The sequence below is a fragment of the uncultured Polaribacter sp. genome, from assembly GCF_947497125.1.
Taxonomy (GTDB): Bacteria; Bacteroidota; Bacteroidia; order Flavobacteriales; family Flavobacteriaceae; genus Polaribacter.
In genome coordinates, this window is the sequence record NZ_CANMFI010000007.1 from 24,651 (window position 1) to 49,460 (window position 24,810).

Consider the following 24,810-nt stretch of genomic DNA (forward strand, 5'->3'; position numbering starts at 1 on the left):
TTAAAAAATATTTAATCGAAATAGGAAACCATTATTTGTAATGCCATTATAATTAGATTGAACAAAGTCTATTCTTAAAAATCGCCATTTATCAAAACCAATGTTATCAATCCCTATCGAGTATTCTGTATATGGTTTTTGGTTTGCCATTAATAATGTTTTAGCACCACCAACCAAATGAAGACTTAGTTTATTTAGCAACGGTATTTTGCCTAAAATAGCTCCTTTAAAACTATGCTCTAAATGTGCTTCTAAATATTTATCATTGGTGTAAAATTGATAATAGTTAAGCAAACCAAAACTGTTTAATTGATTGTCTGTTACAAATGTTAATTGATTGCCGTTGGGTTGCAGGTAATCCATAAAAGCAATGTCTTTCTTTTTAAGAAACATTCCAGCTCTAAGATGATAGGTTAAGTTTCCGTAATTACCAGCACTTATATATTGTCTTAAATTGGTGGTAATAAGGTCTGAATTTAATGCGTTGTTTTCAGCGCCAAAATTTTTTCTATAATTTACATCTAATGTTGGGTACTTGTTGTTGTCTACACGAACTTTTCTATTCGGATATGACAAGTACTTTTGACCAAAAACAAACTCTGCACCAATATTTAAAGAAGCAATTTTATGAGAGGTAAAAGCAGCATCTGTATAATTTGTTTCATCTAACGGATTGTTAGAAGTGTATGGCGCATTGGTACTTTGTTTGGCAAAAGAATAATTACTGGTATTAAAAAGTGGTTTTCTGTTGGCGTACTCTAACGAGGTAGAAAGGTAAATGCCGTTTGTAATCTCTTCTGAATAGCTAATTTTAGCAAATTCTTTTTCGTATATTTTTAAATAATTATCTCGTAATAATAGAGATCTTATAGTGTTGTCTTTTCTAGAAATTGGGTTTCTTGGGTTAAATTGTGCCGTTGTAATACCTGCTGTTATGGCTAGAGTTGGTTTCGATAACGAGTTCCATTTTTTTGTAAAAAAGACAGTAGGTCTTATTTTTTTTTCAGAAAAACCATAGTCTAATTTGGCGCCTGTAGAAAACCATTTGCCGGTTTTATTTACTCTCTTAAAGTAGTTAAAACCTGTAGAGGTTGTAAATCCTTGTACGGTATTAAATCCAAAATCACTTAAAAAACCATTGTAAGAGGCAGACCATTTTTCGTAAGAATTTCGATACGTATACCCCATCAAAGGACTTAATATGTTAAATTTATTTTGCTTTCTGTTTACAGAGTCTAGGTATTTTTTTGATACACGTATGCTTTTTAAGCTATCTTTAACTTTGTAGTCTTTTACTTCTTCTTTGGTAAGCGGTACGGGTCTTAAATTGTTCCAATAAGTATTGTCTTTCTCGGTCGCTTGTTTTTCGAAAGTTAATACCTCATTTGTAAAGGTATTTTTTAAAAAGGTAGGAGAAAAATTATAGTTAGAGTAAGCTGCAGAGAATCGTCCGTCTACCTTAAAACCCAAAACATTTACTTTAAAATCTATGCTTTGCCCAATCAATACCCAAGCATCATTTTGTGTAGCGTAATTGTAGTTTTGCTTTAATAGAAGCACATCTACAACTGGTACATTTATTTGTGCGCCAGTAACCGACACATCAACACCGTAAAGTGCCCAATCATCTTCTACAATATAAATAGCACCATTAAAAACATTATCGTTTTTTCGTTTTGGTAGCAGTTTTATTTTATTGATTAGTTTGCCGTTTTTGTCATAAAAAGAACCCTCTAGCTTATACTTGTAGTAGCTAAATGCATTGTTAGCAATTGGTGATATTAAATTATTACCAAACTCAACATTGTTGCTGTAAAAATTAATATTTGCATCTTCTGCTCTGTTAAAACTAATACCGTTATCTGTACCACTTACTTTTGATGCAATAATAGTTTCTTTAAATCGACTCGGTTTTTTTTGAAATTTAATTTTAGAGACTGTTTCAGAAAGGTAAATAATACCACTTCTGGTAGAATCTAATCCGCCACCAAAATCGCCCATTGTTTGTCCTAAAAATTTTTCAGGAGCATCTTTTATTTTATACAATCCTCTTGAATAGAAATCGGCGGTGTAGGCTGCGTTTTTGTCGGTGTTTTTTTCTTTGTTAGCAATAACTTTTCTAATAATTGCATTTGCAGGGTTGTCTTTTGTAGAAATATAAATTTCGTTTAAAACAACCTGTTCTTCTTCTAGTTCGATATTTAAATTAAAAGGAAAAGAAGTAATAGTTACCTCTTTTTTTACAGTGGTAAAGCCTATAAATTGAAATACCACCGTATACGTTCCTTTTTTAGTGATGTCTAAAATATATTCTCCATTATCGTTAGAGGTTGTGCCTGTAACTGTTTTGTTAAGATAAACACTAACAAATGACAAAGGATTGTTGTTTTTATCTGTAATGGTACCTTGTATTTGTGCAAAAGCACTAGAAGTGATTAATAGCAATAAAAGGAAAGAAAACTTATTCATCTTTTTTTATTACAAACATAAACTTTCTGTTGTAAATAGCGATAAAAACAATGTTAAACCATCAAAAAAAGATATGTTTATTAAGATTTTTATTGCTGAAGGCAATCGTTTTTAAATATTAAAGCATGCTTTAAAGAATGCGAATTTTAACGTCTTTTTTCTGAATTTATATTCTTTTACTATTTCATTTTCTCTTCCGTTGAAAATCATATATTTGTAAGTCAAAAATAAGTAAACAAAAAATATATGAGCGATTCTAGAAAAAGACATGAAGCTTTACTTTACCACGCAAAACCAAAGCCAGGAAAAATAGAAGTTGTACCTACTAAAAAGTATGCTACACAACACGATTTAGCCTTAGCATATTCACCAGGTGTGGCAGAGCCTTGTTTAGAAATTGCAAAAGATAAAAATAACGCATATAAGTATACTGCCAAAGGAAATTTAGTTGCTGTAATTACAGATGGTTCTGCGGTTTTAGGCTTGGGAGATATTGGCCCAGATGCATCTAAACCGGTAATGGAAGGTAAAGGATTGCTTTTTAAGATATTTGCAGATATTGATGTTTTTGATATTGAAGTAGATTCTAAGAATGTAGAGCATTTTATAAGCACTGTAAAAGCAATAGCACCTACTTTTGGAGGTATTAATTTAGAAGATATTAAAGCGCCAGAAGCTTTTGAAATAGAAAGACGTTTAAAAGAAGAATTAGACATACCGGTCATGCATGATGACCAGCACGGAACTGCAATTATTTCTGCAGCTGCCTTAAAAAATGCTGTAGATATTACCGAAAAAGACATTCGTGAAATTAAAATTGTAGTAAACGGAGCAGGTGCTGCGGCCATTTCTTGTACTCGCCTATATTTAAAATTAGGGGTAAAAAGAGAGAACGTAATTATGTGTGATAGTAAGGGTGTTATCAGAAAAGATAGAGACAATCTTACTTCTCAGAAAGCAGAATTTGCTACCGACAGAGATTTACAAACTTTAGAAGAAGCAATGCATCATGCAGATGTTTTTATAGGCTTGTCTAAAGGAAATATAGTTTCGCCAGAGATGCTTTTATCAATGGCAAAAAACCCAATTGTGTTTGCTATGGCAAACCCAGAGCCAGAAATAGAATATGATATTGCTGTTGCTACCAGAGACGATATTATTATGGCAACAGGTAGATCTGATCATCCTAATCAAGTAAATAATGTATTAGGTTTTCCGTTTATTTTTAGAGGCGCTTTAGATGTAAGAGCTACTAAAATTAATGAAGAGATGAAAATGGCAGCGGTACACGCCTTGGCAGATTTAGCAAAAAAATCGGTGCCAGAACAAGTAAATATTGTGTACGATGAGGTAAGCTTAACGTACGGTAAAGAATACATTATTCCAAAACCATTCGATCCAAGATTAATTTATGAAATACCACCAGCAATTGCCAAAGCAGCTATGGATTCTGGTGTAGCTTTAGAGCCAATTGAAGATTGGGAAAAATATAGAGAAGCTTTAATGGAGCGTTCTGGTTCTGGTAATAAAGAAATAAGACTGTTACATAACAGAGCAAAGAGCAATAAAAAAAGTATTGTTTTTGCAGAGGCAGACCATTTAGATGTTTTAAAAGCAGCACAAAGAGTTTATGATGAAAAAATTGGAAACCCTATTTTATTGGGTAGAAAAGACGTTATTTTAGACTTGATGGAAGAAATAGGTTTTACAGCAGATGTGCCTATTATAGACCCAAAAACAGATGAAGAATCGGAGAGAAGAGAGCGATTTGGACAAGCTTACTGGAAAAATAGACAACGTAAAGGACGTACCTTTACAGAGGCAAAAAAATTAATGCGAGAGCGTAATTACTTTGCAGCGATGATGGTTAACGAAGGAGAAGCAGATGCTTTAGTTACCGGATATTCTAGACCTTATCCTACCGTATTAAAGCCAATTTTAGAACTTATTGAAAAAGATAAAGGAATTACAAGAATAGCTGCGAGTAATTTAATGCTTACCAAGCAAGGTCCTTTGTTTTTAGCAGATACCACAATCAATATAAACCCTACAGCAAAAGACCTAGTTAAAATTGCACAAATGACGGGCAACTTTGCAAAAATGTTTGGGATGAAACCAAATATGGCAATGCTCTCTTTTTCTAATTTTGGGGCATCGAGTTCAGAAACTTCTAAGAAAATTAATGAAGCAGTTTCTTATTTGCATCGTCATTTTCCGGAAACAATAGTAGACGGAGAGTTACAAGCAGATTTTGCACTTAACCCAGAAATGCTAGCAAAAGAGTTTCCTTTTTCTAAATTAAATGGTAAAAAAGTAAATGTGTTAATTTTTCCGAACTTAGAGTCGGCAAACATTACATATAAACTTTTAAAGGAAGTAAATAAGGCAGAATCTATAGGCCCTGTAATTTTAGGTTTAAGCAAACCAGTTCATATTTTACAGTTAGGTGCAAGTGTAGATGAAATGGTAAATATGGCTGCTTTAGCTGCTGTAGATGCACAAGAAAAAGAGAAAAGAAACAAATAATAGCGACCTTAAAAAAAGCGATGATTACACAAATTAGAGGAAGACTAGTAGAAAAAAATCCGACAGAAGTTGTTGTAGATTGTAATGGCGTAGGGTATTTGTTACACATATCATTAAATACATTTTCTAGCTTACCAGAAGGAGAAGCGGTTGTTTTGTACACGCATTTGTCTATAAGAGAAGATGCACACACGTTATTTGGTTTTATATCAAAAACAGAAAGAGCCGTTTTTAAGTTCTTAATCTCTGTTTCTGGTGTGGGGCCAAGCATTGCCAGAACGATGTTGTCTTCTATGACATCCGAAGAAATACAGCAAGCAATAGCGTCAGAGAATGTAGCTTTAATTCAGTCTGTAAAAGGTATTGGGGCTAAAACAGCCCAAAGAGTTATTGTAGATTTAAAAGATAAAATACTTAAAACCTTCGAATTAGATGAAGTTTCTATCTCTAATAACAATACAAACAAAGAAGAAGCGTTATCTGCTTTAGAAGTTTTAGGTTTTCATAAGAAACAATCAGAAAAAGTGGTTGCTTCAATTTTAAAAGAAAATCCCGATGCTACTGTAGAGAACTTAATAAAATTAGCTTTAAAGAATTTATAATAAATTGACTACTTTTCTAAAACACGTATTTTTAATTATTGCCTTTGTTTTTGTAGCAAACAATATTGCTTACGCACAAACTGAACAAAAGCAAGACTCTAGCCTTGTAAAAAATGATAGCTTAAGGTATAATTTTAAAAAAGAACAAACAGGTGGTTTGTTTTTAGATTATTTGGCTGAAAAAGAAATTGTTTTTGACAAAGAATTAAACAAGTACGTAATTATAGAAAAAATTGGTGATTATGAAACAAGAACACCTGTTTTTCTTACCCCAAAAGAGTATGCTAATTATCGATTAAAGAGAGATATGTTGCAGTACTTTAAAGAAAAGGTAAGCGCAACAAATAGTAAAAAGAAAGGATCTAAAGAAACACAAAAAAACTTACTGCCAACTTATTATGTAAATTCTAAATTTTTTGAAACAATTTTTGGCGGAAATACGGTTGAGGTTACACCAACCGGGAATTTAAACTTAAAGCTGGGTTTTATTTATCAGAATACAGAAAACCCACAATTATCCGAAGAAAATAGAAGTAGTTTTACGTTTGATTTTGATCAGCAAATAAATGCAAGTATACAAGCAAAAGTAGGTAACCGACTAAAATTTACTGCAAATTATGATACCCAATCTACTTTCGATTTTCAGAATTTAGTAAGAGTAGAATTTATACCACCTTCTTTGTCGGATATTAAATATGGCGAAGACGGAATTATACAAGGCATCGAGGCGGGTAATATTGCCATGCCAATTAAAAACTCTTTAATTAACGGTGCGCAAAGTTTATTTGGTTTAAAAACAGACCTTCAGTTTGGTAATACAAGAGTAACTGCTGTTTTTTCTCAGCAAAACTCAGAAAGTAAAACAGTAGTTGCAGAAGGCGGCGCATCTATTCAAGAATTTGAATTAAGAGCCACCGATTATGATAACGACAGACACTTTTTTTTAGGACAGTATTTTGTTGATAATTATGCAAATTCACTTAAAAATTACCCGTTAATTAACAGTCAGGTTAACGTAACAAGAATAGAAGTTTGGATTACCAATAGAAATTCTAGCACCGAAGATTTTAGAAGCATAGTTGCCTTGGCAGATATTGGTGAGTCTGATGCAGATGTTTTAGTGAACCAAACCGGAGATGTACAACCTACAAACCCACCATTTACTAGTGGCGGAAAGATACCTACAAATAAATCTAACAATATTGCTAGTTTGTTAACACCCAACAGTGGTCTTAGAAGTATTGCTACTATAAATAGTACTTTGCGAACTTTTGGAAATGGTAACATGAACGAAGGTACTGATTATTCGGTGCTAGAAAATGCCAGAAAATTAGAGCCGAATGAGTTTAAATTAAACAGTCAGTTAGGTTTTATTTCTTTAAATAGAAGATTAAATGATGGCGAAGTTTTAGCGGTTTCTTATGAATATACAGTGGCTGGTGGTGTAAGTGGTAGCACAGAAACTTCATTTAAGGTAGGAGAATTTTCTAATGATGGTATTCAATCGCCAGAAGTGTTGGCTGTAAAGTTATTACGTAGCGAAATTTTAACAACGAAGAGAGATAAAATTGTAAATGGGCAAACTATAGAGACTTCTTTTCCTACTTGGCGTTTGATGATGAAAAACGTGTATGCATTAGGTGCTTATCCGTTAACCCAAGACGGTTTTCGATTCGAAATTCAATATAGAGATGATCAAACGGGGATTCCTTCTAATGTATTGCAAAATGCTACTACTGCGGGTATTTCTAACTTACCATTAATACAGGTTTTAAAACTAGATCAGTTAGACCAAAGTCAGTTTAGAGCTTCTGATGGTTTTTTTGATTATGTAGAAGGAATTACTGTAAACTCTGAAAACGGATTTATATTTTTTCCGGAGCCAGAGCCTTTTGGTAATGATTTAGTAGCACAAAATACCAACGATATTGGTTTAGATGAAACTTTAGATGCTGCTTTTTTGTTTAAAGAACTGTATTTAAATACAAAGATTAACATCAAAAACAACTTTCAGAATAAAGATAAATACCTTTTAAAAGGGTATTTTAAGTCAGAAAATTCTGGCGGAATTTCAATAGGCGCTTTCAACGTGCCTAGAGGTTCTGTAAAAGTAACAACTGGCGGAAGGCAATTGGTAGAAGGGGTAGATTATGTAGTTGATTATCAATTAGGACGAGTGCAAATTATAGACCCTGGTTTACAGGCATCCGGATCGCCAATAAACGTATCAACAGAAAACAATGCTATTTTTAATCAACAAAGAAAAACCTTTATGGGTGTTGATGTAGAGCATACTTTTTCTGATAAATTTACACTTGGTGCTACTATTTTAAATGTAAACGAACGCCCAATAACACCTAAAGTAAATTTTGGATCAGACCCGATAAACAATACGATGTTTGGGGTAAATTTAGACTATGCCACAGAAGTACCTTATTTTACAAAACTTGCCAATAAATTGCCTTTTGTAGATACAGATGTGCCTTCTAATTTATCGGTAAGAGCAGATATGGCGTATTTATTACCAGGCACACCAAGCGGAATAGATGTAACCGGAGCAGCAACTACTTATATAGATGATTTTGAAGCCTCGCAAATACCAATTAGTATTTTATCGCCATTAGATTGGTACGAAGCAAGTACACCTAGGTATTTTAATGGATTTAATGGTGCACAAGACGACTTAACCTATAACTATAAAAGAGCCAAGTTGGCTTGGTATAATATTGATCAAATTTTTTATGGTGCTGGTGATACGCCTTCTAATATTGATGCAGATCAACTTTCTAGAGCAGAAACAAGGCAAGTGAATTACACAGAACTCTTTCCGAATGTTCAGTTAGATGTTACTCAAAACTCTTTGGTTAGAACCTTAGATTTAGCCTATTTCCCTTCAGAAAGAGGTTCTTATAATTTAGATACAGGTAATAATGTAGCTACAAATGGTACTTTTTTAGACCCTCAGAATCGTTGGGCCGGTATCATGAGAGCTTTAACGACCAACAATTTCGATCAGGCAAATGTAGAGTATCTTCAGTTTTGGATTATGGATCCATACGAAAATTACTCAATTACCACAGAAGAAGGGTTGCCTGCAGAATTAAATCCGATGAGTGTTGTAAATCAAGTGGGAGATTTATACATTAACCTAGGAAACGTTTCAGAAGATATTTTAAAAGATAGTAGAAAAATGTTTGAAAACGGCTTGCCTGCAGACGGTAGTAGTTTACAAACAGATGCTACAAGTTGGGGTAAAGTACCTACAAACCCATCAATTATATATGCTTTTAACGAGCAAGATGATGCTAGAGCCAATCAAGATCTTGGTTTAGATGGTTTAAAGAATGAAGACGAATTGGCTTTTTACTCGACCAATTATCCATCATTAAATGTAAGTAAGTTAAATCCTGAAGATCCTGCATCAGACAATTTTCAATTTTTTAGAGGTGCCGAACTAGATAATAGAGATGCTTCTATACTAACAAGATATAAAGATTACAATAATACCGAAGGCAACTCGCCAACTCTAAATCAATCTCCGGCCTCTTATCCTACTTCATCTACCACTTATCCAGATGTAGAAGATATTAATAGAGATCAGACAATGAATACTGTAGAGAGCTATTATGAGTATAAAATTTCTTTAGACAAAAACAACTTACAAGTAGGGCAAAATTTTATTGTAGATAAAAAAACTACAGATGTACGTTTAGAAAACGGTAACAATCAAACTACAACTTGGTATCAATTTAGAGTACCGGTTAGAAGTGGTACTCCAATAAATGGTATTTCAGATTTTAATAGCATTCGTTTTATGAGAATGTTTTTAACCAATTTTAAGATGCCTGTTGTACTTCGTTTTGGTGAAATAGATTTAGTTCGTGGAGATTGGAGACGCTATTTAAGAACGTTAGATGAAACCATTACCACACCTGTAGATTTAGACGTAACCGAATTAAAAGATTTTGAAGTAGGTGTAGTAAGTATTGAACAAAACGAGGGTAGTTACATACAACCACCAGGTATAGAAAGAGAAAGATTACAAGGTACTACCACTGTTCAATTACAAAACGAACAATCTGTTACCTTAAAAGTAAACAATTTAGCACCTTTAAAAACTAGGGCTATTTATAAAAATATTAGCATCGATTTAAGGCGTTTTAAAAATTTAAAAATGTTTATGCATCTTCAAAAAAATGAAGGAGCATTAGCTATTAATGATGATGATTTTGCAGCAGTAATTAGGTTAGGTACAGATTTAGATGACAACTATTATCAAATAGAATTGCCATTAAAGGTATCTACAACCGGTACTTCTGCGATTGATATTTGGCCAGAAGCAAACAACTTAAATGCTTTTTTAGAAAACTTTGGTTTGGTAAAGTTAGAGCGAGATTCTCAAAATTTTGCCATTACAGAATTGTTTACTTCTACCAAACAAAATGGAGATATACCTTATAAAATTTCTGTAAAGGGTAACCCTACATTGGCACAATTACAAACCATTGTTTTAGGATTAAAAAATAATACCACCGCTCCTATTAGTGGAGAGGTTTGGTTTAATGAATTACGTGCTGCAGGTTTTGATAACAAAGGCGGTTGGGCGGCAGTTGTAAATGCCGATGTAAATTTTGCAGATGTAGCCAATGTATCTTTGGCAGGTAGTATGTCTACAATAGGTTTTGGTAATGTAGAACAGAGAGTAAACCAACGTAGTTTAGATGAAACAAAACAGTATGATGTTGCTACTACTGTTAATTTAGGCAAAGTATTTACACCAAAAAAATGGGGCATTCAATTGCCAATGAGCTATAGCATTGGCGAAAAATTTATAGACCCTAAGTTCGATCCGCAGTACCAAGATGTTAAGTTAGAAGATGCTTTGGGTGTTAATGAAAATAGCGAGTTTTCTAGAGATTATACCAAAAGAACGAGCATTAGTTTTATCAATGTTAAAAAGAATAGAAACCCTAATTCTACTAAAAAACCTGCTTTTTATGATGTAGAAAACCTTGCGGTTTCTTATGCGCATAACAAAGAGTTTCAAAGAAATTATAACATTAAGAAAAGAATTAACGAAAGCGTAAAAGCAAGTGCTTCGTATAACTTTAGTTTCGATTCTAAGCCAATTGTTCCTTTTAAAAGCGATTCTATTTTAAAGCACAAGTACTGGAAACTAATAAAAGACATCAATTTTAATCCGATACCAAAAACATTGGCCGTTAATTCTACCATACTTAGAAATTACAACGAGCAACAATCTCGAAATTTAGTTGCAGGTTTAGCGCCACAACCAGAATTAAAACAACGAAGATTTTTGTTTGATTGGGATTATACTATAGGTTTCGATTTAACAAAATCGTTACAGTTAAACTTTAACGCGACCAATAGTTATATTTATGATACGTTTAATAGTACAGAAGATATACAAGTTTTTGATGACTTTTTTAATACCGGTAGGGCTAACCATTATCATCAAAAGTTAAACGCAACGTATAATTTACCGATAGATAAAATACCTTTCTTAAAGTTTATAAAAGCAGATTATGCTTATACAGCAGATTTTGATTGGCAAGCGGCACCTCAAAACACGATAAATGTAAACGGAGTAGATGTGTCTTCGGTAGATTTAATTGGTAATGTAATTCAGAATGCAAATACCCACAACCTTAATACTACCTTAAATTTTGAAAGTTTTTATAAAACCTTAGGGTTTGAGAAACTACTACTAACCAAAAGCAAGCGTAAAAGTTTAAAAAGTAAAAAAGGACCTAGTTTACCAAGGATGCCAAAAAATGTTACCTTAAAGAAAACCGCTCCGTTATCAAAAAAGATATTAAAAGGCGTTTATGATGTTTTAACATCTGTAAAACAAGGTAAGCTTAGTTATTCTGAAAATAATGGGCAATTGTTACCTGGTTACAATCAAGATATTGGCTTTTTAGGTGGCGCGCCTACTTCTTTTGCATTTGGTAGTCAAGTAGATATTAGAAATAAAGCATTAGAAAATGGTTGGTTTGTTACCAGAGGTGCAACAGATGAGTATTACAGTAAAACTTTTAGTAAAACACATTACAATAAATTAGATTACACTTTTACTGTAAAACCTGTAAAAGATTTAAATATTGATGTTAGAGGAAATAAAATTCAAACCAGAGATTTATCGCAGCAATTAGATTTAGTAAACGGTGAAACTACTTTTGAAGAAACTCCGTTTTTCGAAAACGGAAACTTTAGCACTAGTTATTCTATGTTATCTACTGTATTTACAGATTCTGATGTGTTGTTTCAAAATTTAAGAGATTACAGAAGTCAAATATCCAATAGATTGGCAAGAGAAAATGGTGTTCCTGCAGATGGTTTTGGTGCAAATAGCCAGCAAGTATTATTGCCGGCATTTATGGCAGCTTACTCAGGTTTAAATCCAGAGAAAGTAAATACAGGTTTGTTTAGAAATGTACCTATTCCTAATTGGACACTTCGTTACAACGGTTTAATGAAAAAGAAATTTTTTAAGAAACACTTTAGCAATTTTGTAATTTCTCACGGATACAGATCTTCTTACACAGTATCTAGTTACACCAATAATTTGCAGTTTGATAGTAGCAATCCGTTTGCAAATAGAAATGTTGCCGACAATTATGAGCCTTCATTATTAGTATCTGCAGTAACTTTGGTTGATGAGTTTTCTCCTTTAATAAAGTTAGATATGAAAATGAGAAACTCTTTTTCTTTACGAGGAGAAGTAAAAAGTGATAGAACCCTAACCATGAACTTTAATAATAGCACATTAACCGATATTAAAGGTACAGAATACATACTTGGTATGGGGTATGTTATTAAAGACGTAAAGTTTAACACCCGTTTTACAGGTAAAAAGCAAACGCTAAAAGGCGATGTTAATATACGAGCAGATGTGTCTTTAAGAGACAATTTAACACAAATAAGAGCCGTAGATGAAGATAATGATCAAATAAGTGGTGGTCAGAAACTTTTTTCTATTAAATTTACAGCCGATTATAGATTAAGTAGTAGTTTAACTGCCTCTTTTTATTACAATCATCAAACATCTAAATATGCTATTTCTACCACATTTCCTAGACAGGCAATTAATGGCGGATTTAATATTATTTACAACTTAGGAGGAAACTAACTTATAAAATTATAAAAATGAATTTACCAGTAGAATTAAAATACACCAAAGACCACGAGTGGATTAAAATTGAAGGAAATATAGCAACTGTTGGAATTACAGATTTTGCGCAAGGAGAATTAGGTGACATTGTTTATGTAGATGTAGATACTTTAGATGATACCGTAGAAGAAGGAGAAGTATTTGGCTCTGTAGAAGCAGTAAAAACAGTTTCTGATTTATTTATGCCTTTAACAGGAGAAGTTGTTGCTTTTAATGAAGAATTAGAAGAAGACCCAGAATTAGTAAATACTGACCCTTACGGAAAAGGTTGGATGATTAAGTTAGAACTTTCAGACAGTTCTCAAATAGCAAACCTATTAGATGCAGCATCGTATAAAACGCTTATTGAAGGGTAATTTTATTATCATAGCTTTTTTTGTTACGCTAGCAGTAGCTTATTTAAGTTTGATAAAAATTACTAAAGTAAGTGTAAAAATTGGTCATATAGATAAGGTGTACCATTTTATTTCTTACTTTACAATTACAATATGCTGGTTATTATCTTTTTATAAGAAGCCAAACCTAAAATACATTATTGTTTTTTGCTGTATTTTATTTGGCATTATTATTGAGTTGTTACAACAAGCAACTACCAGTTATAGAACAGCAGATTATAAAGACGTAATTGCAAATACGATTGGTATATTCTTAGGATTGATAGTATTTAACTATTTTTTTAAAAAAATAGACATTAAATAAGACTAAGAATTGTAAATAAACCAATAATTTATTTAAATTAGCGAACTATTAAAAACTCTTATACAATGGAAATTAAGAAAAACCCAAAGTCTAACTTAGAAAACTACAGTAAAATATTTATGCAAATAGGTTTAGTTTTAGCCCTTTTTGTAACATATGCCGCTATAGAAAAGAAGACTTACGATAGAAATATTGGTGATTTAGGTACTGTAAATATGAACGCAGAAATGGAAGAAGATATTCCAATTACTGAAAGAATTGAGCCGGTACAGCCAAAAACACCACCACCACCAGCACCAGAAAAAATTGAAATCGTAGAAGATGAAAAAGAAGTAGAAGAAACTGTTATAGAATCTACAGAAACAGATGAAACTGAAGCGATTGAAGTAGAAGAAATTGTTGAAGTAGAAGAAGCAGAAGAGGTTATAGAAGATGTAAGTTTTATGATTATCGAAGATGTGCCTGTTTTTCCTGGTTGTAAAGGAAACAAAAATGAGTTAAAAGCTTGTTTTAGTAAAATGGTTCAAAAGCATTTTTCAAGAAAATTTGATGCTGATTTACCTAACGAGTTAGGATTATCTGCAGGAAGAAAAAGAGTGTTTATCGGTTTTAAAATTGATAAAAACGGAAACATTGTAAATGTAAATGCACGTGCACCTCACCCAAAAATTAAGAGTGAAGTTATTAAAGTAATGAAACAATTACCTAAAATGACGCCAGGTAGACAAAGAGGTAAGCCAGTAGGTGTAAAATATAGTATTCCTTTTACATTAATTGTAGAGTAAAAGAAATTATTTAATTTATAAAAAACGTTTAAGGTTAAAACTTTAAACGTTTTTTTTTTGATTAAAACACAACTTGTTTTACAATAGACTTTTTAAAATAAGGGAGTTTTCTAATTTGTTTTCATCAAAGAATTTTTACTTTTGCTAAAAATCAAAATAAAAAAATATGGAAAAGTATATTGAAAATTTAAAAAATTTAATTGTAGAATTTACTCCTAAAATTATAGTAGCACTTGCTATTTTAATTATTGGGCTTTTTGTAATTAAAATAGTTGTTAATAGTAGCAAGAAATTAATGAAAACTAGAGGTGTAGATGTTACACTTCAGAATTTTCTAGGAAACTTAGTAGGAGTTTCTTTAAAGGTATTATTACTAATAACTGTTATTGCAAAGTTAGGGATAGAAACTGCTTCTTTTGCTGCTATTATTGCAGCTGCAGGTTTGGCTGTAGGTTTGGCATTACAAGGTTCTTTAGGGAATTTTGCAGGAGGTGTTTTAATAATGCTTTTTAAGCCTTTTAAAATTGGAGATTTAATTGAAGCTCAAGGAGAAACAGGTGTTGTAAAAGAAATAGAAATTTTTACAACCAAGTTAACAGGTCTTTCAAATAGAGAAATTATTATACCAAACGGTACCCTTTCTAACGGAACAATTATAAATTTTTCTACAGAAGGCACTAGAAGAGTAGATTTGGTAATTGGCGTTTCTTATGATGCAGATATTAAGCAGACAAAAGAGGTAATTACAGCTGTTTTAACAGCACATACAAAAGTTTTAAAGGCTCCATTGCCAACTGTTTCTGTATTAGAATTAGCAGACAGTTCTGTTAATTTTGCAGTAAGACCATGGTGTAATACCGCCGATTATTGGGACGTATATTTTGAAGTTACAGAAAACATAAAATTAGCGTTAGACAAGGCAGGTATAGAAATACCTTATCCACATCAAGTAAACGTTAAAAAGTAGGTTTTTTCTTTTTTTCAGGAATTACAACAAAATCTTTTAAGTAAAAAGGTTCAAAATAAGCGACATCTTCGATGTCGTTTTTTTTGTATTTATCAAAAGACAATTTTGCCATTTCTATTGCTGATGGAAATTTATCATCTATAAAATTAGCATTCTTGTGTAAAATTGTTTGTTTGCATTTGTGAGCACCATCACCTAAAAAATATACTTGCGAATTCTCTAAATACTCACTAAAAGAATTTTCGGAGATTATTTCTGCTTTTATGTCTCTAATTTGTTGATACTTGGCATTGTATACCGATGCATAAACTTCCATTCTTCTTGCGTCTAATAGAGGTATTATTATGCCTTCTTTTATACTTACACTATGTGCTAAAGAATGTAGTGTATGTATAGAAATTAATGGCTTATTAAGCGCAAAACAAAGCCCTTTTGCCGCAGATACACCTATTCTTAAACCTGTGTAAGAGCCAGGGCCTTTACTAATGGCTACAGCATCTATTTGATTGGTATTTATGTTTGCTTCTTTTAATACTTCTAAAATAAAAGGATGCAATACTTCTGCATGCGAGTAATTGCCGTTATTTAATTCTTTTACGGCTAAAACAATCCCTTCTTTTGCAATACTAACCGAACAGTTTTTAGTTGCTGTTTCTATATTTATTATAATTGCCAATTTATTTTTTTTACAAAGATAGTATTTCAAAAAAAGAAAACCTCACTGAAATAAAATCAGTGAGGTTTGTAATTAAATTTTTTTAATTAGTCTATTCTAAAACTAGTTCGCCGGTATAAAATTGCAATACTTTTGTTTTAAAAATGGCATCGTATTTAGAGCGAATCATTGTTGCTTGTGCGTTTACCAATCTAGTTCTTACTTGATCAAAATCAAATAGGGTAACAGCACCAAAATTATATCTTTCTTGTGCGTTTTTAAAAGCTTCTTGCTGTGCTTGTAAAGATATTTCTGCAGCTTCATATGTTTTTAATGCTGTTTTAACATCTAAAAAAGCCTGCTCTATTGTTTGTTTTAAAGCTAGTTTTTCGCTTTCTAATCTTGTTTCAAAAATATTTTTATTGATTTTAGATTTGGCTACATTGTTTTTAGTTTGAAAACGGTTAAAAATAGGGATGCTAATATTAAATCCAACGCCATAACCCAAGTTATCATCTAATTGATTAAAAAATGGCGTATCAGGTCCAGATTTTAGGTTGTAACCGTAATTTGTAGACAAACCAGCAGAGGCAGAAATTGAAGGCATATAGAAACTCTCAGAAATTTTTATATCTAAATCTGCATTTTCTATCGCTAGTTTTGCTCTGGTTATTTCTGGCATTATTTCTAATGATTTTTCATAAACACTAGATGAGTTTGCGTAAATTAAACTGGTTGTTGGTTTTTTAACATCTAACGGAGCAATGTCAAAATTTTCTACTGATACTTGAAGCAATTGTGCTAAATTTAAAAGAGCGATGTCTAATGCATTTTCTTGTGTAATTACATTTTGCAAATTTGTAGCTGCAGTAGATTGTGTGTTTAATAGCTCTCCTTTAGCAATAACACCAGATTTAAATCTACTATCTGCTGCTTCAATCTGTTTTTTACTTATTTCATACTGAATTTTAACTGCCGATAAATTTTCTTTAGCAAATAGTACATTTAAATAGCCATTTACTACAAAAAGAGAAATATCATTTTCTATTTTTTGTAAGTCAAGTAAACTAGATTCGATGCCTAATTCTGCTTGCTTATAAGTGTTGGTGTTTCTAAAACCATTAAAAACAGTGTAGCCAGCACTTAAAGCTACAGAGCCTCCAAAAATACTTGTTGTTACCCTGTTTTGCGATACTGGATCAAAACCAGAACCAAAGTTTAGATTACCACCTGTAGATGCATTTAAGTTTGGTAAAAAGTTACCCTCTGCAATTGCAACGTCTTTTTTAGCTAATTCTAAACTAAGTTTATTTTGTTGAATAGAAATATTTTTTTCTAATGCTTGATCTACACACTCTCTTAGTGTCCATTTTTTCTGAGAAAAAGTATTTAAAGCTGAAAAAAAAGCAGCAAATAATATGATTTTGGTTTTCAAAATATTGTTTTTTGGTTGATGTATAAATTACAGATGTCTATTACAGACAAGTAGTAATTATTTTAACTCTTCTTATACGACGACTAAATGTAAAATTTGTTACACGATAGAGGTCTTATAGTTATGTTAAATTTTAGATTTTTTATTATATCGATAAATTATATAAAATAAAAAACCAATTAATAAGTAGGGGAAAACCATTAAGTATGTAATACCATCATTAATACCTTCTGCCATAGAAGAATCTCCATTTTCAACAACAGCCTTGCACATTGCGCATTGACTGTAGCTTTTTTCTGAGATAGAAATTAGCATTAAAAAAGTAAGAAGTAATAGTCTTTTATACATAGTACGGAGAAATCATTAAGTAAACAATTACACCAGTAACAGCAACATATAACCAAATAGGAAAAGTAATTTTTGCTATTTTTTTATGCTGATCAAAATTGCCCAATTTAGCCCTCATATATGTTAAAAGAACCAACGGAATTATTATAATAGACAGTATAATATGAGTAAATAGAATAGTATAATAAACATACTTTATAACACCTTCTCCGCCAAAAGCTGTAGAGTTAGATGTCATATGGTAAGCAATATACATAACTAAAAAGGCCAAAGAACAAGCGATAGCTGTAGTGTTTAATTGCTCATGTAGTTTTTTGTTCCCTTTTTTAATAGCAATTACTGCCCCAATTAACAATAGTGCAGTTAGTCCGTTTATTGTAGCATAAATTGGCGGTAAAAAAGTTAACGGAGCTACATTAAAACCGAGTTCTTTTAAGTTGATACCAAATAAAGCTGCAACAGCTAAAGGAATGATAACTGATAATGCTGTAATTATTTTTTTATATTTTTTTTCTTTTGCTAAATTACTCATCTAATAAAATTTTAATGTCCTCTTTTAATTCTTCTATTTGATCTGGAAATGTTTGTTCTTTTAAAGCCCTGTAATACATAATTGGATTGCCATAAGTATCTTTTCTAGATCTAATAACTCCTTTTTTATCTACCAATGCAAATAAGCCAGAATGCTCAAAACCAGCATGCTGCTCATCTCCTTTTCCTGCAAAAAGTTTAAATCCGTTGTTTGATAAATCGTATACTATTTCTTCGGATTTACCGGTTAGCAAATGCCAATTGTTATGAGTTATATTATTGTTTTCTGCATAAGACTTCATCACCTCTTGTGTATCAATTTCTGGAGTTATAGAAATTGATGCGATACCAAAAGAGTCATTGCCTTTAAATTCTTTTTGAATAGATAACATTTTAGCATTCATTAACGGGCATATTGTTGGGCATGTTGTAAAAAAGAATTCAACAACATACACTTTACCTTTATAGCTTTCATTGTTAATTACAGCGCCATTTTGATTGATAAACTCAAAGTCGGGCACTTTATTAAATGCATATAAGTCGTTTTTAGTACTTTTTTTAGAAGTAACTTTATTCAAACGATCTCCTTGAACAAGATCGTTGTCATTTATTCTTCTATCTACGTTTCTAACCACATAAATACCAAACAAAAGAATGATAAAAGAAATACCTATGTAAGAATTTTTTTTGCTCATAAACCAACTTCTTTTCTATCTGCCTTGTTTTTGTTTTTTTGTTTAAAAGCCGCATAATACTCATAATACAAAACCAATACATCGTCTTTCATTATTTTATTAAGATCGGCCACAGAATTCATATTATAACCAACTATTTTTCTGTTTACATTATTTAGATCATCTGCTCTTCCTCTAATTTCTGCATTTTTATCAATTAAAAAAGCATTGTTAGTGTATAGTTGGTTTAGCGTATCGTTTATTTTAAAACTTGTATAAAGTTCTGTAATATTATTTTTAGTACCCTTTACAAAATTCCATTTTACCATATCGGTAAACGCGCTAATTTCTTTTTTTAATACTGCTACTTCTTCCTCTTTATTTTCTGGGTAAATAGCTATTATCTGAAAGTTATTATAATCTATAAATTTCTTGTAAATTTTTTCGTTTAGATTAAAGAAACCTCCTTTATTTTTAGAAATTTCATTTCCTAAGAAGCAAACAATAGAAATATTGTTTTTAAAGGTTTTGGTGCTATCTAAAATAGCGATGTCTTTTATGTTTTTATTTACTATTGGTAACTTTGTAAAGTTGTTACTACCTGTAGATAACAATAAAAAACAGATTAAAGGAAAGATAAACAGTAAAAATAATACAACTCTTTTTTTAGTAAGTTTCATTTTCTATTATTTGCAATAACGTTTATATCTTATGATTTTTGCAAAAAAAAGGTGGTTTAAAAACCACCTTTTTTTTAATAAATTACCATTTTACTAGTGGTGCTAATGTACTGTGTAAATAGTCACCTTCTATTAATATTAGGGTAAGTAAATAGCAGATTAGAAATACCGCTGTCCATACAACTGAACGTCTTAGCCATTTTTTTTCACCTTCCATGTGCATAAATGCCCAGGTAATATAGTAAGCTTTTACAAGTGTTAGAATAATGAATATCCAGTTTAAAGGGCTAGTTCCTAAAACACTAGTAAGGTGCAAAGATGCTGGTTTAATAATACCTAATAAAACCTCTACGGTAGTTATTAACGTTAACATTATTAGAACTATCCAAATTCTTTTTTTACTTGATTCGTGTGCGTGTGCCATTTTAATTTCTTTTATAAATTATACTAAGTAGAAGAATGTAAATACAAATACCCAAACTAGATCGACAAAGTGCCAATATAATCCTACTTTTTCTACCATTTCATAATGGCCTCTTTTTTCATAAGTACCAAGAATAACATTAAAGAAAATAATAATGTTTATTAAAATACCAGAAATTACGTGAAACCCATGAAAACCAGTGATAAAGAAAAAGAAATCTGCAAATATGGTATTTCCATATTCATTTACTTTTAAGTTAGCACCTTCTACAACAAGTTTTGTTTTTGCTAGTTGTGCTAATCCTTCTTCTCTAGAAAGAATTACTTTTTGTTTTGTTTCTGGGTTAATCAATTCAGACCTAATCTGAATGTCTGTATTAGCTTGGTATGCATTTTTTATTTGTGCAATAGAGTAGGTTGCTATAGTAGCTTCTTCTTCAAACCAAAGACCATTTTTTCTTGTGTGTTGTACACGGTGGTCTGCTCTTTCTTCTACAACAAAATCAGACAACGCAATTTGATGCCCATCTTTTACAAATTGTAAAATTTTACCATCGGTAGTTTTAACAGCTCCATAAGAACCTTTGATAAAGTTTTTCCATTCCCAAGCTTGAGATCCAACAAATATAATTCCGAAAATGATGGTTGCAAACATATACCAAGCCACCTTTTTTTGTTTCATTTGATGACCTGCATCTACTGCTAATACCATTGTTACCGAAGAGATAATCAGTATAAATGTCATTAAAGCCACATAGTACATAGGTGCATGCACACCATGTAAACCAGGAAAATGGGTAAATACTTCATCGGCAATTGGCCAAGAGTCTATAAACTTAAAACGAGTTAAACCGTAAGCTGCTAAAAACCCAGAAAAGGTTAATGCATCAGAAACGATAAAAAACCACATCATCATTTTACCATAACTTGCTCCAAATGGCTTTACGCCACCACCGCTCCAAGTTTCTTTACTGTCAGTAGGTATAGCAATATTTGCTTCCATATTTATTTCTGTTAATTTAATTTTCTTAATTTATTTGTCAAAAATAACTATTTTTCATCACCTAATAAAATAGAAAAAGAAAAATAGATAAATCCATAGCACATCTACAAAATGCCAAAAGATTGCACCAAGTTCAAAACCAAGCATATTGTCTGATTTGTATTTGTATTTAAAATGATTATAAATAACAACAAATAGCACTATTAACCCAGCAATTAGGTGTAAAACGTGCATAAAAGTAATGCCAATTATAAACGATGTAGATACGGTACTTTCTGGTCCTGTAAAAAATAAGCCTGCATTTTTAAGTTGATTAAAGCCTACATATTGTTGCCAAACAAAACCAACTCCTAATACAAAGGTTAGTACAACTAAAACTAAAGAAAGTTGTCTTTTATCTTCTTTTAAGAATTTTTGCGATAGCAAAAGAGTAATACTACTAGCTACTATAAATGCGGTACTTGTGTAAAACGCTAAGGGCAAATCGAAAGTAACCCAATCGTCTCTGTTCATACTAATTACATAGGCACTTGTTAAACCAGCAAAAAACATTACCATACTTATCATTGAAACCCATAACATCGGTTTTAAAGATTTTTTCTTTGCTAAGCTTAACTCTTCTTGTAATGTTTGTTCTTTTATCATAAGGTTAGTGTGAAAATTTATCAATTACGTAAACTATTTGAACAATAGTAATATATAATACACTAGACAACATAAGTTTTCTAGCATCTGTATTTTCTTCAGATTTATAAAGTTTAATAGCATAATACAACATAAAAACACCTAAAAGAGCTACTATTACAGCTGTTAAAGGGTGTATGTAAAAACTACCCGATACTTTTAAAACTGGTGCAATTGAGACCAATATCATTACAATCGTGTAAAAAATAATTTGTTTTACAGCACCTTTGTCTTTCGTGTTCATTGGTAACATATAAAAACCTGCTTTTTTATATTCTTCATATTGCAACCAACCAATAGACCAAAAATGTGGAAATTGCCAAAAGAACTGAATCATAAATAAAAAACCGGCTTCAATACCAAATTGATCTGTTGCAGCTACCCAACCTAACATAAAAGGAATAGCACCAGGGATAGCACCTACAAATACGGCTAAGGGTGTTACTGGTTTTAAAGGTGTGTAAACACTAGTATATAAAAAAATAGAAATGGCGCCAAATAAAGCAGTTTTAGGGTTGATGCTGTATAGAACTGCAATACCACTTATGGTTAAAATAATGGCAATTGTTAGCGCAACATTTACAGACATTCTACCGGTTGGTAAGGGTCTGTTTTGTGTGCGTTTCATTAACTTATCGGTTTCTTTTTCTATAATTTGATTGAAAGCATTAGAGGCACCTACCATAAAAAAACCACCAATTGCAAGTAAAATTAATGTTGTATAGTTAATACTTTTTACTGCTAAAAGATATCCGGCAACAGAAGAGAAAACCACACTTAAAGACAAGCCAACTTTTGTAAGTTGCTTTAAGTCTGAAATGATTGCTTTCATAGTTGTTTTTTGATATGTAATTACTGATGAGTTCATAGTACAAAACTAGTTTGCAAAGATATTTGATAATTATGACTTTACCATAGTTTTTTACTAGCTTTTATATCAAAAAAAACCCACTCAATAAATTGAGTGGGAAAATTGCTATGAAAAAGAAAAAGTGCGATTTACTTAAAAATCGCATCCAAATATAGTTAATTATTTTTATTTTTTCAAAATATCTTTTCAAAAAAATTAAAAATCAAAATACCAATTAAATAAGTCTGCCCTAATACCAACTGTAAACCAAACATTTGTGCCAGATGGATAACTTGTTAAATTTGTTTCTGATGAAAAATTTCGATACGACAAGTTGGCGAAAAGATTGGTATTGTTGGCTGGGTTTATCAAATAATTAGCTTGTAAGTCTGTTAAAAATACGTTTGCAGTGTTACCTTGTGCCAATTCGATACCACTATCTCCTAAACGATCATTATAAGATTGATAAATATCGCCACCATAACTAACTGTTTGATCTTCTAAATCGAATCCTTTTTTACCGATAATTATTTTTGCACTTCCGCTCCAACGGTCTTTTTTATACCTTAAAATACCAATTGCTTCCCAAAAATTTGCACCCCATAAATGCCCTAAAGGTTGACTGTAGTTTCCGTAATTTAAAATAGGTGATTTATGAGCAAAAGTATAAGGGCGAGCTCTGTTATATTCTACTTGTAAAAATAAGTTGTCTACTTTAAAAGCGTTAAAATATTTAGCTCCTATTTGATAGGCAAATTTATGACGCCAATCGCTTAAGTCAGAAAAATTGCCCACAGAAAATTCATCGACCATTAATTGGGCATATAAAGATACTTTATTGTTTAATTTGTATTTACTGGTAAGCCCTACGATTGCATTTCCGGCATCTTCGCCTCTATTAAACTCTAAAGATCTATAAAATAAAATAGGATTAAAAAAACCAGCATCCATTCCGTTTTCTCCTGCAGAAATTGCTGTTTCAAAAAGACCAATATTCAGTTTTTTAGAAACATTAATACTTAAATAGTGAGCCGCAACGTACTTTCTTGCATGTTCATTTGGGTTGCTTATTGCGCTTAAAGAAGGCTCTGTGTTCCACATCCAGATATTGGTATATTGTATTTTCCAAAAATCTACCTTCATTTTTAGATGAGTAGTTGGTGCAGAAACATCAGACAATATAAAAGAACGGTATCCATCACCAATAAAGTTTTTACCAGTACCAAACTGAAATTGCATGTGTTTGTTTGGTGTGTATGCAATGTAGGCTTCAGCTACAGGATAATCATGACTGTCTGTTTTAAACCCTTTTGTTTTGCCTCTACCAGGTACTAATCCTTCAGAGTTTTTTGGTCTTACATTGGCCGCTCTATTGGTTATAAAACGATTTATATAATCTGCAAAACGACCCTGACTTTCATAATAGCTTGTAGAAAATGAAATATTATTACCAATTTCTCCATTAATATTTATAATTCGAGAGTTGTTGTAAGTGTAGGCAACGTCAGAATTATCTTTACCCAACTGAACATCAAACAAGGCATCAACAGTAAACCAATAATCTTTATTTTTTACTTGTATAAGGTGTTCGTTCCATATTTTTTTGCCTAACCAAGATTTTTTTTCAGGTTTTAAGAGTTTCTTTTTTTCTTCACTAAGGTTATAATATGGGCTAATTTCGTTAAAAGTATAAGGTTTAGAAGCGGAATGAGTACCATCTGCTTGGTGAAGTGCAAACTCATAGTCTACATAATTTCTGTGATTAAACGGAATGTTTAAATTGCTATTATGTTCTAAAAAAGTAGCGTCTGCAAGCTTTTTTTTAGCCACAGTTTCTATCAAACTTTCTTTTTTAATTTTTTTTGTTGATGTGGTATTTTCTGATATAAAATTGTCTGTTATTGGAAATTGAATTGGCAATTCGAATTTCATTTCAATAGCATGATTGTTGTAGGTTGCCGGTGCTACATCAGGAAATTTATCGAAAGCATTTTTAACAGCTGTTTTAATTTCATTGTAAGGGGTATTTATGTAGATTAATTTAAACGCTCCTTCTTTTGTAACAGTAAAAATAGCATTGGTAGTGGCTGTATAATTTTCTTTTTCTATAATAGCAGGTGTTTCAAAGTTCTCGAAAAATATTTTTTTTGTGTTAGTATAAAAACATTTTTCTATAGAGGCAACATCATTGTTTTTGCAATCACTAAAAGTGGGGTATTTCTCTGTTTGAGAAAAGAGACTTAAAGGAAACAATAGAGCTAAAAACAGGTATTTCTTTTTCATT

The 24,810-nt window shown here is 31.6% G+C and carries 19 protein-coding genes; 7 read left to right on the forward strand and 12 right to left on the reverse strand.

The window, feature by feature from the left end:
• Entirely contained in the window at nucleotides 1-2,469 is a 2,469-nt protein-coding gene (locus Q0678_RS10545; protein WP_299057630.1) for a DUF5686 and carboxypeptidase regulatory-like domain-containing protein, read from the reverse strand.
• Between the two features lie 246 nt (nucleotides 2,470-2,715).
• Here Q0678_RS10545 and Q0678_RS10550 point away from each other — a divergent pair, with 246 nt between their 5' ends.
• From Q0678_RS10550 to Q0678_RS10580, 7 genes are all read left to right on the forward strand, one after another.
• Nucleotides 2,716-4,995, forward strand: a complete 2,280-nt coding sequence (locus Q0678_RS10550) for an NADP-dependent malic enzyme (protein WP_299057632.1) — start codon at nucleotides 2,716-2,718, stop codon at nucleotides 4,993-4,995.
• A gap of 20 nt (nucleotides 4,996-5,015) precedes the next feature.
• Nucleotides 5,016-5,597, forward strand: a complete 582-nt coding sequence (ruvA, locus tag Q0678_RS10555; protein ID WP_299057634.1) for a Holliday junction branch migration protein RuvA — start codon at nucleotides 5,016-5,018, stop codon at nucleotides 5,595-5,597.
• Between the two features lie 4 nt (nucleotides 5,598-5,601).
• On the forward strand, nucleotides 5,602-12,750 hold the full coding sequence (gene sprA, locus Q0678_RS10560) for a cell surface protein SprA (RefSeq protein WP_299057636.1): 7,149 nt from the start codon (nucleotides 5,602-5,604) through the stop codon (nucleotides 12,748-12,750).
• Between the two features lie 17 nt (nucleotides 12,751-12,767).
• Nucleotides 12,768-13,148 carry a glycine cleavage system protein GcvH gene (gcvH, locus tag Q0678_RS10565; protein WP_299057638.1) on the forward strand — a complete coding sequence of 127 codons (381 nt, stop codon included), beginning with the start codon at nucleotides 12,768-12,770 and terminating at the stop codon, nucleotides 13,146-13,148.
• A complete protein-coding gene (locus tag Q0678_RS10570; protein WP_299057640.1) occupies nucleotides 13,138-13,491 on the forward strand; it encodes a VanZ family protein in 354 nt (117 codons plus the stop codon). The genes gcvH and Q0678_RS10570 overlap by 11 nt, the downstream gene beginning before the upstream one ends.
• A gap of 65 nt (nucleotides 13,492-13,556) precedes the next feature.
• Nucleotides 13,557-14,276, forward strand: a complete 720-nt coding sequence (locus Q0678_RS10575; RefSeq protein WP_299057642.1) for an energy transducer TonB — start codon at nucleotides 13,557-13,559, stop codon at nucleotides 14,274-14,276.
• Between the two features lie 166 nt (nucleotides 14,277-14,442).
• Nucleotides 14,443-15,243, forward strand: coding sequence for a mechanosensitive ion channel domain-containing protein (locus Q0678_RS10580; protein WP_299057644.1), 801 nt, complete (start codon nucleotides 14,443-14,445; stop codon nucleotides 15,241-15,243).
• Here the strand turns inward: Q0678_RS10580 and tsaB are convergent.
• The 11 genes from tsaB to Q0678_RS10635 form a co-directional block, all read right to left on the reverse strand.
• Nucleotides 15,233-15,919, reverse strand: coding sequence for a tRNA (adenosine(37)-N6)-threonylcarbamoyltransferase complex dimerization subunit type 1 TsaB (gene tsaB / locus Q0678_RS10585; protein ID WP_299057646.1), 687 nt, complete (start codon nucleotides 15,917-15,919; stop codon nucleotides 15,233-15,235). The genes Q0678_RS10580 and tsaB overlap by 11 nt on opposite strands.
• Before the next feature lie 91 nt (nucleotides 15,920-16,010).
• A complete protein-coding gene (locus tag Q0678_RS10590; protein ID WP_299057648.1) occupies nucleotides 16,011-17,333 on the reverse strand; it encodes a TolC family protein in 1,323 nt (440 codons plus the stop codon).
• Between the two features lie 126 nt (nucleotides 17,334-17,459).
• Entirely contained in the window at nucleotides 17,460-17,681 is a 222-nt protein-coding gene (locus tag Q0678_RS10595) for a hypothetical protein (protein WP_299057650.1), read from the reverse strand.
• On the reverse strand, nucleotides 17,674-18,213 hold the full coding sequence (locus Q0678_RS10600; protein WP_299057652.1) for a DUF420 domain-containing protein: 540 nt from the start codon (nucleotides 18,211-18,213) through the stop codon (nucleotides 17,674-17,676). The genes Q0678_RS10595 and Q0678_RS10600 overlap by 8 nt, the downstream gene beginning before the upstream one ends.
• Complete coding sequence (locus tag Q0678_RS10605; protein WP_299057654.1) at nucleotides 18,206-18,907, reverse strand: SCO family protein; 702 nt, start codon at nucleotides 18,905-18,907, stop codon at nucleotides 18,206-18,208. Before Q0678_RS10605 ends, Q0678_RS10600 begins: the two co-directional genes overlap by 8 nt.
• Nucleotides 18,904-19,566 (reverse strand): hypothetical protein, encoded by a 663-nt coding sequence (locus tag Q0678_RS10610; protein ID WP_299057657.1) that lies wholly within the window; start codon nucleotides 19,564-19,566, stop codon nucleotides 18,904-18,906. Before Q0678_RS10610 ends, Q0678_RS10605 begins: the two co-directional genes overlap by 4 nt.
• 82 nt (nucleotides 19,567-19,648) lie before the next feature.
• On the reverse strand, nucleotides 19,649-19,990 hold the full coding sequence (locus tag Q0678_RS10615; RefSeq protein ID WP_299057659.1) for a cytochrome C oxidase subunit IV family protein: 342 nt from the start codon (nucleotides 19,988-19,990) through the stop codon (nucleotides 19,649-19,651).
• 18 nt (nucleotides 19,991-20,008) lie between these two features.
• The gene (locus Q0678_RS10620; RefSeq protein WP_299057661.1) at nucleotides 20,009-20,992 is read right to left on the reverse strand and encodes a cytochrome c oxidase subunit 3; all 984 of its coding nucleotides are present in this window, start codon (nucleotides 20,990-20,992) and stop codon (nucleotides 20,009-20,011) included.
• A 57-nt stretch (nucleotides 20,993-21,049) separates the two neighbouring features.
• The gene (locus Q0678_RS10625) at nucleotides 21,050-21,637 is read right to left on the reverse strand and encodes a cytochrome c oxidase subunit 3 (protein ID WP_299057663.1); all 588 of its coding nucleotides are present in this window, start codon (nucleotides 21,635-21,637) and stop codon (nucleotides 21,050-21,052) included.
• 4 nt (nucleotides 21,638-21,641) lie between these two features.
• The gene (cyoE, locus tag Q0678_RS10630) at nucleotides 21,642-22,544 is read right to left on the reverse strand and encodes a heme o synthase (protein WP_299057666.1); all 903 of its coding nucleotides are present in this window, start codon (nucleotides 22,542-22,544) and stop codon (nucleotides 21,642-21,644) included.
• Nucleotides 22,545-22,742: 198 nt separating this feature from the next.
• Nucleotides 22,743-24,809: a gliding motility protein RemB gene (locus Q0678_RS10635; protein WP_299057668.1), complete on the reverse strand. Its 2,067-nt coding sequence runs from the start codon at nucleotides 24,807-24,809 to the stop codon at nucleotides 22,743-22,745.
• Nucleotide 24,810 lies beyond the last annotated feature (1 nt).

Coding starts and splice junctions, on each gene's coding strand:
- Q0678_RS10575 (WP_299057642.1), top strand. CDS start 13,557: ATGGAAATTAAGAAAAACCCAAAGTCTAACTTAGAAAACTACAGTAAA.
- Q0678_RS10545 (WP_299057630.1), bottom strand. CDS start 2,469: ATGAATAAGTTTTCTTTCCTTTTATTGCTATTAATCACTTCTAGTGCT.
- Q0678_RS10600 (WP_299057652.1), bottom strand. CDS start 18,213: ATGAGTAATTTAGCAAAAGAAAAAAAATATAAAAAAATAATTACAGCA.
- cyoE (WP_299057666.1), bottom strand. CDS start 22,544: ATGAACTCATCAGTAATTACATATCAAAAAACAACTATGAAAGCAATC.
- Q0678_RS10620 (WP_299057661.1), bottom strand. CDS start 20,992: ATGGAAGCAAATATTGCTATACCTACTGACAGTAAAGAAACTTGGAGC.
- Q0678_RS10615 (WP_299057659.1), bottom strand. CDS start 19,990: ATGGCACACGCACACGAATCAAGTAAAAAAAGAATTTGGATAGTTCTA.
- Q0678_RS10610 (WP_299057657.1), bottom strand. CDS start 19,566: ATGAAACTTACTAAAAAAAGAGTTGTATTATTTTTACTGTTTATCTTT.
- Q0678_RS10625 (WP_299057663.1), bottom strand. CDS start 21,637: ATGATAAAAGAACAAACATTACAAGAAGAGTTAAGCTTAGCAAAGAAA.
- ruvA (WP_299057634.1), top strand. CDS start 5,016: ATGATTACACAAATTAGAGGAAGACTAGTAGAAAAAAATCCGACAGAA.
- Q0678_RS10595 (WP_299057650.1), bottom strand. CDS start 17,681: ATGTATAAAAGACTATTACTTCTTACTTTTTTAATGCTAATTTCTATC.
- Q0678_RS10635 (WP_299057668.1), bottom strand. CDS start 24,809: ATGAAAAAGAAATACCTGTTTTTAGCTCTATTGTTTCCTTTAAGTCTC.
- gcvH (WP_299057638.1), top strand. CDS start 12,768: ATGAATTTACCAGTAGAATTAAAATACACCAAAGACCACGAGTGGATT.
- Q0678_RS10605 (WP_299057654.1), bottom strand. CDS start 18,907: ATGAGCAAAAAAAATTCTTACATAGGTATTTCTTTTATCATTCTTTTG.
- Q0678_RS10580 (WP_299057644.1), top strand. CDS start 14,443: ATGGAAAAGTATATTGAAAATTTAAAAAATTTAATTGTAGAATTTACT.
- Q0678_RS10550 (WP_299057632.1), top strand. CDS start 2,716: ATGAGCGATTCTAGAAAAAGACATGAAGCTTTACTTTACCACGCAAAA.